Origin of the sequence: Nocardioides xinjiangensis (genome assembly GCF_017916455.1) — a bacterium.
Lineage (GTDB): Bacteria > Actinomycetota > Actinomycetes > Propionibacteriales > Nocardioidaceae > Nocardioides > Nocardioides xinjiangensis.
Genome location: NZ_JAFMSY010000001.1, coordinates 2,319,428 through 2,332,052, shown reverse-complemented (window position 1 = coordinate 2,332,052; position 12,625 = coordinate 2,319,428). Strand labels below are relative to the sequence as shown.

The following is a 12,625-nucleotide window of genomic DNA, read 5'->3' as shown; positions in this document are numbered from 1 at the left end:
CCGTCGGTCACGGCACGACGGGAGTTGCCGGCATGCGGGGCGGGGATGGGCTGCCCGTCGCCCGGGAGGTGGTGCTGCACGCCCACTTCCAGGCGGCGTCCACCCCGGACGGCGAGACGGTGTTCGGGCCCACCGGCCGGCTCGAGGAGCGCCAGCGGCTGCTGCTGCTCGACCAGGTCAAGAGCTGGTGCGCCGACACCCGCACCAAGGTCACCGTCAAACCGGTCATCGACCTCAACACCGACCTCACCGCGCCCGGCTATGCCATCCCCGACCGGATCCGCGAACACGTCATCCTGCGCGACCGCACCTGCGTCTTCCCCTGGTGCAGCCGACCCGCCCGCAGCTGCGACATCGACCACGTCATCGCCTACGACCACCACGCCGACCCAGACGCCGACGCAGACGCAGGCGGCCGACCCCAACCCGGCCCGACCGCGACCCACAACCTCGCCGCCCTGTGCCGCACCCACCACCGCCTCAAGACCCACACCGCCTGGCACTACCGAGCAGTCGAACCAGGAGCGTTCCAGTGGACCAGCCCCCACGGCCACCACTACCGACGCGACCACACCGGCACGAGTCGGATCGAGCCACCCGAAGGATCCGATCAGCCCGGTGTCCCGCCACCCCGCCGACCATGACACCGCCCCACACCCCGCCACAGCATCACCCGGCGGGGCCGGTGGCACGTCCGGGATGCCGTTAGACCGCACGGCGCTGGCTTCGTCGTGGTTGTGCGTGCTCCGACGGTGCAGGGTCCGCACCCGCCGGGCGAAGCGGAGCCAGCGCCTCGTGCCGCTTCACCGCACCGCTCGGTCTGTGGGAGCCCCGGTCAGAATCCTCGGAGGCTGCGAGGACGGCCCCAAAGCGTGCCCGGAAGTCGTCAGGCCGTCGAGCTCGTGAGTCCTTATTCGTAGCGAAGGAGCTCCGCGTAGGGCGGGAACGTGCTGTGGCTGCGCGTCGCTGTCGGCGCCCGGGATCCGGCGCTGGGGGACCGGCTTCTGTCGCGGCATGCGCAGCACCGCCACATCGTCGGACCCGGCGGCGGGTACGTGCTCGCCCCGAGGACCGGGACGAGGACGAGGGCGGCCGCGCCGCCGGAGAGGACGCACCAATGCCTGCTGGAGACGTCGAGACGTACCACTCGGACGGCACGTGGCGCAATCGCATCGAGGCCCTGGAGGACCTTCCCGGGGAGTACGACCGCAAGGAGGAGGCCGTGCAGGTGGGTCGTGACGAGGCCCGGGAGAGGAAGGTCGAGCACATCGTCCGCAACCTCGACGGCACGATCCACCAGCGCAGCACCTACGGCCACGACCCCCGCAACATCCCCGGCTGACCAGGGGCCACAGCGCCGGCCGCGACAGCGGCGCCCGTGCACGAAAGGGCGGCCCCACCGGTGCTCCGGTGGGGCCGCCCTGTGTGGTTGTCGTCCCTGGTCAGCTCACGGCGTCGAGGGCGTCGACGACGCCTTCACCGAAGTAGCTGTTGTTCTCCGGGGTGCCGACGCAGGCCGCGCCCGCGGTGGTCGTGCCGCACGGCTTGTCGTCTGCCTGCGCCCGCAGCCGCGCGACCATCTCGGCCGGCGTGAGCCCCGGGTGGGCCGACTTCATGAGGGCCAGGACCCCGGCGACGTGCGGCGAGGCCATCGACGTACCGCTCTTGAGGCCGTACCCGTTGTCGCGCACGATCGTCGAGAGGATCGAGGAGCCGGGGGCCGCCACGTCGATGACGCCGAGCCCGCGGTTGGAGAAGCTCGAGAGGCGGCTCTCGTCGGTGCCCGCCGGGAAGCGCTGCATCGAGGACACGGTCACGACGCCCTCGAGCTCGGCGGGGATGTCGTGGCACCCCTCGTTGATCGTGCGGGTGATCGGGGTGCTGTCGCCGGGGCTCGTGGTGTCGGTCGTGTTGGTCGCGAGGTCCGTGGCGGCGTTGCCTGCCGCGGCAGCGTGCACGACGCCCTTGTCGGTCGACCATGCGACCGCGCGCCGGACGGCCTCCTTGGCGGCGTACTGGTCGGGCTGGTCCTCGCAGTAGTACATGAACGGGTCGACGTAGTAGCTGTTGTTGGTGACGTCCATCCCCTGCATCGCGGACCAGACGAAGCCGCAGACCGCGTACTCGGGGTAGATGAACCCGTCGTCGTTGACGACCTTGACCGAGGCCATCCGCACACCCGGGGCGACGCCGACGATGCCGATGCCGTTGCGCGGCGCGGCGATGGTGCCGGCGACGTGCGTGCCGTGGTCGCTGGTGGTCGGCTGCCACCCCGTGGCGGAGCGGTCCGGCCGGCCGGCGTCGCTGCAGTTGACCGAGCTCTCCTCGTCGATGTTCGCGGCGAGGTCGGGGTGGTCGGCGTCGATGCCGCTGTCGAGCACGCCGACGAGGACGTCGCGGTCGCCGTCGTTGATCCGGTGGGCCTGGTCGGCCTTGATCATGCGCATGTCCCACTGCTCGACCTCGCGCGGCTCCGGCGTCACCGTCGTGGGCTCGCTGCCCACGTCGCCCCGGTCGTCCTTCCGGTCGAGCCTCTTGTAGTCCGACGCGCCCGGTCCCCACGGCGCCGCGACGCCCTCGGGGGTGCCCTCGGAGACCCCGACGGTGCGGGTCGCGCCCACCGACTCGAGCGCGTTGCCGGCCGCGTCGCGCACCGTGGTGCGGAAGGCCGAGCGGTCGGAGTGCGCGACGACGACGCCGATCTGGGGCCACGACTGGACGACCACGCCGTCCGCGCGCCGGACGGCGCGCTCGAGCAGGCGCGTCTGGCCGGGGTTGGCGACCTCGGCGTTGAGGACGTAGCTCATCACGGTGCCGTCGGGAGCGCTGATCGGCACGGGGGTGGACGGTACGTCGTCGACGCCGGCCGTGGCGGCGCCGCCCGTTCCGGCGAGCGTCGCGAGGGCCGTGGTCAGGCCGACGACGGTCGCGAGGGCAGCGTGGCGCCGCCGAGAGATGGGGTGGGGCATGGGTGGTTCTCCTCCCGAGGGGATGTCTGGGCGCGGGTGGCGCCGCCGACATCCTGTCCCGGGATCGACCGGGTGCCTAGTACCCCCAGGGCGGTGGCGCGCCGCCGGGCCTCCGGACACGGAACGAGGGGCCGCCGTTCCTCGGAACGGCGGCCCCTCGCAAGGTTCACGTCATCGCACGGTGCTGCGATCCACCACCGCGAACCTGATGGTCTTGCGACCCGCCCGCACCGCGTCGTCTCCGAGGTACCGGACGACGACCCGGACCTTGCCGGTGCGTGCGAACGCCGGCAGCGTGACGCGCGTCCGGCCGCGGACCGTGAGGGTCTTCGTCCAGGACTCCTTCTCGCCGGCGCCCCGCAGACGGATCCTCACCGTGCCGGACGGGACGACGCCCTTGGCCCGCACCGTCACCCGCAGCTTCGCCCGGGTGCCGACCTCGAGCGGCTTCACCACCTTGGTCGCGATCCTGGGCGCCACCTTGTCCGCCGGCGGCGTGGTCGGCGTGGTGGGCGTCGGGGTCGGGGTGGTGGTCGGCGGGACCGGGTCGGACCCGGACTTGTCGATGATCGTGATGTCGGCGTCGTTCACGTCGAAGAAGTAGTTCTCGACCGCCTCGATCTTGATCCGCGCCGTCGTGGTCTCCACGTCCGGCCAGGTCACCTGGGCGTTGCCGTCGTTCGGCGTGCTCTCCGCCAGGACCCTCGGGAAGGTTCGACCGCCGTCGAGCGACAGGCTGATCCTCACGTTGGGCGAGAGCGCCGCGGTGTTGTTCGTCCAGTAGATCGTCTCCGTGCGTCCGGCCACGGCGGCGGCCGTGGTCGCGGCCTTCGACGTCACGCGGAACGGCCCGATGGGCACGTCGTCCGCCGTGCCAGCCACACCGTCGGCGCCGGGGGTCTTGGCGAGCGTGAGCTTGACGTCGTCGTAGGAGTAGCCGCCACCCTCGGGAGCCAGGTCACGAGCGGTGAACCGGAAGTTGAGCGACGGTTCGTTGTTGCCCGGGAACCCGAACTGGGGAGCGGCGGGTGCGCCCACGTAGTCGGCCGTCGGCAGCCACTCGGCGAAGCACTCGATCACCGGCACCGGCACGTTGGTCGCCCCACCGCTCGGCGGCGCCGGCGGCATCGGCGGGCAGACCCCGTTGTTGGCGTTGGTGTTGTTCTCGAGGATCTGCGCCATGTCGGGGAAGACCCGCGTCGGGTTGCCCGTGGCGTGGTTCTCGCCGGGCGAGTCGATCTGCAGCGCCCCCGCCGGGGTCACCGGCGCGTAAGTGCCGAAGATCCGGAACAGCGGGCCGTCCCGCTTGACCTGGTCGCCCAGCGCGGTGCCGGCGGCGCCACCTCGGTCGTTCTGCTCCCAGATGTGGACCAGCGCGTCGCCGTCCGGATCGGTCGCCTCACCGGTCAGGGCGAAGGGCGTGCGGTAGGGGATCGCCTTGTCCTCCGGAGCGGTGACCACGGGAGCGCGGTTGCCCGACGGGGTGACCGTGTAGCCGCCGTTCTCCTGCGGACCGCCCTGAGCGGTCTCACCGACGAAGCCGGTGACGTCGCCGGAGCGCGGGGTGAGGCCCAGCTGCGCCACGTCGGTGCCGGCGTACGGCGCTCCGTTGAAGCGCACCTCGAAGCCGGTGTCGTCGAGCGTCGTGGTGCTGGTGCCGCCGAAGCTGCGCACCTCCACGCTGCCGAGCCCGGTCACGGCCTCGATGGCGAGGTCGATGCCGGCCACGTTGTAGTTGGTGCCGCGGACGATCGGGGCCGTCTCCTGCCCGTTGAACGAGAGGACGAACGACTCGCCGTCGGTGTCGAAGCCACGCAGCGAGACGTTCTGGACCTCGTTGATCGGTGCGCGCGTGGCGGTGACGGTGTTGCTGATGTCGGTGATGCTGCGCTGCGAGAAGTACGGGTCGCTGTGCGGCTGGAGGTTGTCCTGCTGGCAGATGCCGGCGTACGCCATGATCGAGCTGCCGGAGCCCGGCTCGTACGGCGAGCCGCCGCGGTTGCCGCCACAGTTGAACTGCGTGCCGTTGAACGTGTGCGGACCGCCGAACTGGTGGCCGATCTCGTGGGCGACGTAGTCGACCGCGAAGTAGTCACCCTCGGGCGTCGGGAGGCCGGTGCAGCCGCGGGCCTTGCCGTCGCCGCCGATCACGCCGAGGCCGGCGACACCGCCGCCGTTGACGCCGAGCGCGATGTGGCCGACGTCGTACGCGGAGGCGCCGACGAGCTGGCCGAGCACGATGCGGTTGCGGTTGAGCAGGGCGCCGGTGCAGCCGGCTTCGAACTGCGCGACGGTGAAGCAGGGCTGCGCGCCACATGGGCCGTTGGGCTCGGTGGCCTTGGCCGGGGTGTCGAGGTTGAGCTTGTCGGTCTCGTCGATCAGGAGCATCCGGATCGCCATGTCGTCGTTGTAGATCTGGTTGACCCGGTTCATCAGGGTCACCTTCTCGGCCAGGACGTTCTCGGTGCCGAAGTAGGTGGCGTAGGACGGGTCGGTGACCAGCGCGAGGCGGTAGGTCCGCAGCGACACCTCCGCGCCCGGGGCCTCGGCCAGGTTCGTGCCCGCCTGCCGGCCGTGCTCGTCGTGGTCGTGCGCGTCGAGCTCGTCAAGGTCGATCTCGGGCTCGACCAGGCCGCGGTCGGTGCGGGGCAGGTCGCCGTGGCGGTAGGAGAGGTAGAGGCTGTCGTCGCCGTTCCACGCCGGGTCGACGTACCACGCGGAGCGGTCACCGGAGCCGCGCACCGAGGCGTGGAAGCCCATCGGCGTGAGGTCGAGCCGGATCGTCGCCGTCGGGTCCCCGACCGCACGTCCGGCGTACGTCTTCAGCTCGGGGTGGCGCGCGGCCAGCCCGGCCTCCATCACCGCGACCTCGTGCACGCGGAAGTCGATCAGCTCGCCGGTGGGCGCCGGGACGGCGACGACCGCGCCTGCGCTGTCGGCGTCGCGGGCGGCGTCCTCGCCGGGGGCCCGGTCCAGGACCGCCCGGATCCCGGCCCGGTCGAGGGTGAAGGCGGCGTAGCGCCTGGGCTCCACGCGCCGCTCGACGGCGCCCCGGTCACCGCCGGGGCGTGCGTCGGTGGCGGTCCAGTAGCCGTCCGGTGGGGAGGCGGAGCCGGACAGGGTGAGCGCCTGGAGGCCCGCGAGTGCGAGCACGACGGCGATGAGCACGGACAGGGAACGCAGCAGACGCGACATGCAGTCCTCGGGTTTCTCACGGTGGGACGGAAGCTGAACCGTAAGTGATCGGAGGGACACGGGGTGCACCCGGAAGGGGGTGTGTCGCAGTCTGAACCCGGCTGCGCGTGGGTACAGGTCGCGCATGACCAGCGACCTGGAGACCACGACCGACGACGTCTACGAGACCATCCGCGAGCTGTGGCAGGAGGCACAGCCCGGGATGAGCGACAACGACGCCTCCGGCTTCGGCCAGGCGGTCGTCTCGGTGCCCGACACCGCGATCGCCGAGCGCACCGGTCTCGACCTCCAGGCGGCCCGTGACTTCCTCGACAACGCCGACGGCGTGAAGCTCACGATCGCACGCGACGGCGAGACCCGGTCGGTCACCTCACTCATCGGCGGGTGACGCAGGGCGCGCCGCCCTAGGAGGTCCGCGTCGCCACGATGTCGGCGAAGGACTCCAGGGCGGTGCGCACGGGTCCGGGGTCGAGGACCTCCAGGAGCTTCTTCGCCCGGGCGGCCTCCGCCAGGACGTGGTCGCGCGCCTGGACCATCGCCGGGTGCGCGCGCATCAGCGCGAGCGCCTCGGCGTGCTCGGCGTCGTCGGTGAGCGGGCGGCCGAGCAGCGACAGCAGCCGGGCGTCGGCGGGGTCGGTGGAGGCCTGCGCCATGAGGACCGGGAGGGTGGGCACGCCCTCACGCAGGTCGGTGCCCGGGGTCTTGCCGGAGGTGTCGGACTCCGAGGCGATGTCGAGGATGTCGTCGGTGAGCTGGAAGGCCGAGCCGACGATCTCGCCGTAGGAGCTCAGCGCCTCGACGACCTCGGCCCGCGCGCCGCTGAACATCGCGCCGTAGCGCGCCGACGTGGCGATCAGGGAGCCGGTCTTGCCGGCGACGACGTCGAGGTAGTGCGCCAGCGGGTCCTCGCCCGGACCGGGCGGGACCGTCTCCATGATCTGGCCCTCGACGAGGCGGGTGAAGGTGCGCGCCTGGATCAGCACGGCGTCCGGGCCCAGCTCGGCGGTCAGCTCGGAGGAGCGGCCGAAGAGGAAGTCGCCGGTGAGGATCGCGACGTTGTTGTCCCACCGGGCGTTGGCCGTGCGGGCGCCGCGCCGCAGCGCGGCCTCGTCCATCACGTCGTCGTGGTAGAGCGAGGCGACGTGGGTGAGCTCGACGACGCAGGCGGCCGTGTCCACCGCCTCGGCGTCGGGGTTCGGGCCGGTCTCCGCCGCCAGCAGCACCAGCAGCGGCCGGAACCGCTTGCCGCCCGCCATCATCAGGTGGGCGGCGGCCTCGGAGACGAACCGCGCACGCGCCCGGCAGTGGCCCTCGAGCAGCTCCTCGATGCGCGCCAGCCGGCCGACGAGCCGCTGCTCGAGAGCGGCGTCGACGACGGGGAGCGCGAGGGGCGAGTCGGTCACCTGATGAATTCTCCCGCAACTGCCGCGAGGTCGAGCACCGGCCCCGGCAGGACGCCGAGGACGAGGGTGACGGCGGCACCGACCGCGATGGTCGTCGCGGTCAGCACCGACGGGTACGCCACGCTGGGACCGTCGCCGACGGGCTGGTCGAAGTACATGACCTTGATGACCCGGACGTAGAGGAACGCGGCGACGATGCTCGCCAGCACGGCGGCGACCACCACGGGCCACGCCCCGGCGGCCAGCGCGACGGAGAACACCGCGAGCTTGCCCACGAAGCCCGCCGTGAGCGGGATGCCCGCCATCGCCAGCAGGAAGAACGCGAAGACCGCCGCCACCACCGGCGACTCCTTGCCGAGCCCGGCCCAGCGGTCGATCGCCGTGGTCTCGCCGCCGCCGTCGCGCACGAGGCTGACCACCGCGAACGCGCCGATCGTCGCGAAGCCGTAGGTCGCGAGGTAGAACAGCACGGCCTGCACCGAGGTGATCTCGCCGGTCGCGAGCTGGTCGGTGGCCTGGAGGCCGACGACGCCGGTGAGGATGAACCCGGTGTGGGCGATCGAGGAGTAGGCCAGCAGACGCTTGATGTCGCGCTGGGTGATGGCCAGGGCCGCCCCCACGAACATGGAGAGCACGGCGATGATCCACAGCATCGGCTGCCACGACCACCGGTCGGCACCGAGGGCGACGTAGAACAGGCGCATGATGGCGCCGAACGCGGCGACCTTGGTGCCGGCGGCCATGAAGGCGGTGACCGGGGTCGGGGCACCCTGGTAGACGTCGGGCGTCCACGCCTGGAACGGCACGGCACCCACCTTGAACAGCAGGCCCACCGACAGCAGGCCGGTGCCGATGAGCAGCAGGCTCGAGCTGCCGACGTCGTTGCGCACGGCCTCGTTGATCGCGGCGAAGTCCATCGACCCGGCGAAGCCGTAGAGCAGGGCGGCGCCGTAGAGGAAGAAGCCGGAGGAGAAGGCGCCGAGCAGGAAGTACTTCAGCGCGGCCTCCTGGCTGAGCAGGCGGCGACGGCGCGCCAGCCCGCTGAGCAGGTAGAGCGGCAGGGAGAGCACCTCGAGGCCGACGAACATCGTCAGCAGGTCGTTGGCGGCCGGGAACAGCATCATCCCGAAGACCGCGAACATCATCAGGGGGTAGACCTCGGTGTGCTCGCGGTGGGCCGCGATGGCCGCGGTCTCCGCGTCGGTCCCGGGCACCGCGGCGGCCTGGCCGGCGAAGGCGGAGACGCCGCCGTCGAGGTGACGCTCCGCGAACAGCAGCACCCCGGCGATCGCCAGCGCGAGGACCAGCCCCCAGATGAACAGGCTGGGCCCGTCGACGGCGATGGTGCCGCCGACCGCGAGCACGCCCCGCGCGGCACCGTCGTCGTGGGTCTGCACGTCCTGGGCCACCAGCACCACGCCGACGAGCGCGAGGACGAGGCCGCCGAGCGCGAGCACGACCTGGGCGGTGTAGCGGACCCTGCGTGGCAGGAAGGCCTCCACGACGACGCCGAGGCAGGCGACGCCGAAGACCACCAGCAGCGGCCACAGCTCGAAGTACTCGACGGTGGGCTTCACGAACTCGGTCACGGCTGACCACCCTCCTGGCTGACGCCCACGCCTGCGAGGGTGTCGTGGACGACGGGATTGATGACGTCGAGCAGCGGCATCGGGTAGAAGCCGAACAGCACCAGCGCGAGCACCAGCGGCGCGAGGATGCCCACCTCACGCCGGTCGAGGTCGGCGACGGGCACCGCGTCGACCCGGCCGGGGCCGGTCATGGTGCGCTGGTACATCCAGAGCGCGTAGAACGCCGCCAGGACGATCGCGAGCACCGCGACCGAGCCGACCACCCAGTGGTGGTCGAACGCGGCGACGATGACGAGCATCTCGGAGACGAACGGCGACAGGCCGGGCAGGCCGCAGGCGGCGAGGCCGGCGACCAGGAAGATCCCGGCCAGCACCGGGGCCGTCCTCTCGACGCCGCCCATCTCGCGGATCGACGCCGTGCCGGTGCGACGGATGAGGAACCCGGCCACCAGGAACATCAGCGCGGTGGCGATGCCGTGGTTGACCATGTAGAGGATCGCCCCGGCGCCGCCGGTCGAGCTGAACACGAAGATGCCGAGCACGATGAAGCCGAAGTGCGACAGCGACGTGAGGCCGATCAGGCGCAGCACGTCGTCCTGGCCGATCGCGACGAGCGCGCCGTAGATGATCGAGACCAGCGCGAGCGCCACCACCACCGGGGTCGCCCACTGCGAGGCGTCGGGCAGCAGCCCGAGGCAGAACCGCAGCATGCCGAAGGTGCCGATCTTGTCGAGGATGCAGACGAGCAGCACCGACGTGCCGGTGGTCGCCTTCTCGGTGGTGTCGGCGAGCCATGTGTGGACCGGGAACATCGGCGCCTTGATCGCGAAGGCGATGAAGAACCCGACGAAGAGCCAGCGCTGCGTGGTCTCGTCGATGTCGATGGCGGCGAGGTCGCTGATCAGGAAGCTCGGCTGGCCGGCGTCGGCCGAGACGACGTAGAGCCCGATGACCGAGGCGAGCATGATCAGCCCGCCGGCGAGCTGGTAGATGAGGAACTTCGTCGCTGCCCGGCCGCGCCCGGCACGGCCGAACCCGCCGATCAGGAAGTAGGCGGGGATGAGCGTGGCCTCGAACACGACGTAGAACAGCAGCACGTCGGTGGCGGTGAAGACCGCCAGCGACAGCGACTCCAGCGCCAGCGTCCAGGCGAAGAACGCCCGGGCGCCGCTGTTGCCCTCGGCGTCGGCCTCGCGCCAGCCGGCGAGGAGCACGATCGGCACGAGGACGACCGTGAGCAGGACCATCAGCAGGCCGAGGCCGTCGACGCCCAGCGCGTAGTGCACGCCCAGGGACTCGATCCACGTGCGGGTCTCGGTGAGCTGCATGCCGCCGCCCACGTCGTACTGCGTGGCCGCGACGACGCCGGTGACGAGGGTCGCCACGGCGAAGCCGAGGCCGACCAGCCGGGCCAGCGCACCCGGCACGACGGCCGTGACGAGCGCACCGACGAGCGGCAGGAGGATGAGGAGGGTCAGGATCATCCGAGGTTCACCGCCAGGAGAGCGAGGACGACCAGCAGGGCGCCACCGAGGAGGGACAGGGCGTAGGAGCGGACGAAGCCGTTCTGGACGCGGCGCATCGTGCTCGACAGGCCACCGACGGCGGCGGAGCCGCCCTCGACCGCACCGTCGACGCCGACCCGGTCGAAGAGCGTCAACCCGCCGACCAGCCCCGTACCGGGACGCACGACCAGGGCGTCGTTGATGGCGTCCCCGTAGAGGTCGGCGCGGGCCGCCCTCGTCGCGAAGGACACCTCGCGCGGGGCCTCGCGCGGCACCTCGCGCCGCCCGACGAGGAACCAGGCGGCGGCGACGCCGAGCGCGACGACGGCGGTGATGAGGAGCGTGATCGCGATCGCGGGCAGCGGGGGCTCGTGGTGCTCGGCGTGGCCGGTGACCGGCTCGAGCCAGGTGACGATCCAGTCGCCGAGCAGCAGGACGCCGCCGAGCACCGAGAGCGCGGCGAGCACGACCAGCGGCACGGTCATCACGCGGGGCGACTCGTGCGGGTGAACGCCCTCCTCCCAGCGCCGGCTCGTGAAGAACGTGAGCAGCATCAGGCGGGTCATGTAGAAGGCGGTGATACCGGCACCGAGGACCGCGAGGACGCCGACGAGGAGGTTCTCCGCGAGCGCGGACTCGATGATCTTGTCCTTCGACCAGAAGCCGGAGAAGCCGGGGAACCCGATGATCGCGAGGTAGCCCATCGCGAAGGTCAGGAAGGTGACCGGCATGGCCTTGTTGAGCGCGCCGTAGTGGCGCATGTCGACGTCGTCGTCCATGCCGTGCATCACCGAGCCGGCGCCGAGGAACATGTTGGCCTTGAAGAAGCCGTGCGTGAGCAGGTGGAAGATCGCGAACGGGTAGCCGACGGGGCCGAGCCCCGCGGCCAGCATCATGTAGCCGATCTGGCTCATCGTCGACCCGGCGAGCGCCTTCTTGATGTCGTCCTTGGCGCAGCCCAGGATCGCGCCCCACAGGAGCGTGACGGTGGCGACGACCACGACGGCGGTCTGGGCGACCGGGGCGAGCTCGAAGATGAAGTTCGAGCGGACCACGAGGTAGACACCGGCGGTGACCATGGTCGCCGCGTGGATCAGGGCCGACACCGGGGTGGGGCCCTCCATCGCGTCGAGCAGCCACGCCTGCAGCGGCACCTGGGCCGACTTGCCGCAGGCACCGAGCAGGAGCAGGAGCCCCAGCGCGGTCAGCGTGCCCTGCGACGCCTCGCCCGTGTGGGCGCTGACGTCGCCGAAGTCGGTGGTGCCGAACGTGGCGAACATGAGCGCGATCGCCAGCGAGAGGCCGATGTCGCCGACGCGGTTGATCACGAACGCCTTCTTGGCGGCGGCGGCCGCCGAGGGCTTGTGCTGCCAGAACCCGATGAGGAGGTACGACGCCAGGCCGACGCCCTCCCAGCCGAGGAACAGGCCGACGAAGTTCGCGGAGAGGATCAGCGTGAGCATCGCCGCGACGAAGAGGTTGAGGTAGCCGAAGAACCGGCGGCGGCGCGGGTCGTGGGCCATGTAGCCGATCGCGTAGACGTGGATCAGCGACCCCACGCCGGTGATCAGCAGGAGGAAGAGCGCGGCCAGCTGGTCGTAGAGGAGGTCCATGCCGACGTCCAGCGAGCCGGTCTCGAACCACGTCCACAGGTGCTGGCCCACCTGTCGCTCCTCGGCGTCACGGCCGAGCAGCGAGAGGAACAGCACGAGGCTCAGCCCGAACGACGCGACCGCGGTGGCCGTGCCGAGCAGGTGGCCGTGCCTGTCGACCGCGGCCCTCGCCGACCCCGGCAGGAACGGCGCGACGGCCAGCAGCAAGACGGCGCCGAGCAACGGCAGCGCGATGACCAGCCAGAGGAGTTCGAACACCCCGCCGGCACCGGTGTCGGGAGCGACCACCGGTGCGTGGGCGCCCTCCGCCATCGGAAGTCCTGCGAGCAGGACTGAGTGGGACAACAGGTT

9 protein-coding genes are annotated in these 12,625 nt (G+C 71.5%); 3 read left to right on the top strand and 6 right to left on the bottom strand.

Going from position 1 to position 12,625, the window contains the following annotated elements:
- Both J3P38_RS10980 and J3P38_RS10975 read left to right on the top strand, forming a co-directional pair.
- On the top strand, nucleotides 1-644 hold a 644-nt coding region (locus tag J3P38_RS10980), incomplete at its 5' end, for an HNH endonuclease signature motif containing protein (protein ID WP_210503563.1).
- A gap of 473 nt (nucleotides 645-1,117) precedes the next feature.
- Entirely contained in the window at nucleotides 1,118-1,342 is a 225-nt protein-coding gene (locus J3P38_RS10975; RefSeq protein WP_210439777.1) for a DUF2188 domain-containing protein, read from the top strand.
- Between the two features lie 100 nt (nucleotides 1,343-1,442).
- Here the strand turns inward: J3P38_RS10975 and J3P38_RS10970 are convergent, their stop codons facing one another.
- Together J3P38_RS10970 and J3P38_RS10965 are read right to left on the bottom strand one after the other, a co-directional pair.
- The gene (locus tag J3P38_RS10970; RefSeq protein WP_210503562.1) at nucleotides 1,443-2,969 is read right to left on the bottom strand and encodes a S8 family peptidase; all 1,527 of its coding nucleotides are present in this window, start codon (nucleotides 2,967-2,969) and stop codon (nucleotides 1,443-1,445) included.
- A gap of 171 nt (nucleotides 2,970-3,140) precedes the next feature.
- Complete coding sequence (locus tag J3P38_RS10965) at nucleotides 3,141-6,164, bottom strand: M12 family metallo-peptidase (RefSeq protein ID WP_210503561.1); 3,024 nt, start codon at nucleotides 6,162-6,164, stop codon at nucleotides 3,141-3,143.
- 124 nt (nucleotides 6,165-6,288) lie between these two features.
- Here J3P38_RS10965 and J3P38_RS10960 point away from each other — a divergent pair, with 124 nt between their 5' ends.
- Nucleotides 6,289-6,552 (top strand): hypothetical protein, encoded by a 264-nt coding sequence (locus tag J3P38_RS10960; protein ID WP_210503560.1) that lies wholly within the window; start codon nucleotides 6,289-6,291, stop codon nucleotides 6,550-6,552.
- A gap of 16 nt (nucleotides 6,553-6,568) precedes the next feature.
- Here J3P38_RS10960 and J3P38_RS10955 read toward each other — a convergent pair whose 3' ends face one another.
- From J3P38_RS10955 to nuoL, 4 genes are read right to left on the bottom strand one after another with little or no spacing between them, the layout of a single operon-like run.
- Nucleotides 6,569-7,567 (bottom strand): polyprenyl synthetase family protein, encoded by a 999-nt coding sequence (locus tag J3P38_RS10955; RefSeq protein ID WP_210439773.1) that lies wholly within the window; start codon nucleotides 7,565-7,567, stop codon nucleotides 6,569-6,571.
- A complete protein-coding gene (gene nuoN, locus J3P38_RS10950; RefSeq protein ID WP_210503559.1) occupies nucleotides 7,564-9,156 on the bottom strand; it encodes an NADH-quinone oxidoreductase subunit NuoN in 1,593 nt (530 codons plus the stop codon). The genes J3P38_RS10955 and nuoN overlap by 4 nt, the downstream gene beginning before the upstream one ends.
- The gene (locus tag J3P38_RS10945; protein ID WP_210503558.1) at nucleotides 9,153-10,640 is read right to left on the bottom strand and encodes an NADH-quinone oxidoreductase subunit M; all 1,488 of its coding nucleotides are present in this window, start codon (nucleotides 10,638-10,640) and stop codon (nucleotides 9,153-9,155) included. Before J3P38_RS10945 ends, nuoN begins: the two co-directional genes overlap by 4 nt.
- Nucleotides 10,637-12,586 (bottom strand): NADH-quinone oxidoreductase subunit L, encoded by a 1,950-nt coding sequence (gene nuoL / locus J3P38_RS10940; protein ID WP_210503557.1) that lies wholly within the window; start codon nucleotides 12,584-12,586, stop codon nucleotides 10,637-10,639. The genes J3P38_RS10945 and nuoL overlap by 4 nt, the downstream gene beginning before the upstream one ends.
- Between the last annotated feature and the right edge of the window lie 39 nt (nucleotides 12,587-12,625).

What these genes read in the sequence shown, in the direction of transcription:
- J3P38_RS10975 (WP_210439777.1), top strand. Translation starts at nt 1,118, where the DNA reads ATGCCTGCTGGAGACGTCGAGACGTACCACTCGGACGGCACGTGGCGC.
- J3P38_RS10970 (WP_210503562.1), bottom strand. Translation starts at nt 2,969, where the DNA reads ATGCCCCACCCCATCTCTCGGCGGCGCCACGCTGCCCTCGCGACCGTC.
- J3P38_RS10965 (WP_210503561.1), bottom strand. Translation starts at nt 6,164, where the DNA reads ATGTCGCGTCTGCTGCGTTCCCTGTCCGTGCTCATCGCCGTCGTGCTC.
- J3P38_RS10960 (WP_210503560.1), top strand. Translation starts at nt 6,289, where the DNA reads ATGACCAGCGACCTGGAGACCACGACCGACGACGTCTACGAGACCATC.
- J3P38_RS10945 (WP_210503558.1), bottom strand. Translation starts at nt 10,640, where the DNA reads ATGATCCTGACCCTCCTCATCCTCCTGCCGCTCGTCGGTGCGCTCGTC.
- nuoL (WP_210503557.1), bottom strand. Translation starts at nt 12,586, where the DNA reads ATGGCGGAGGGCGCCCACGCACCGGTGGTCGCTCCCGACACCGGTGCC.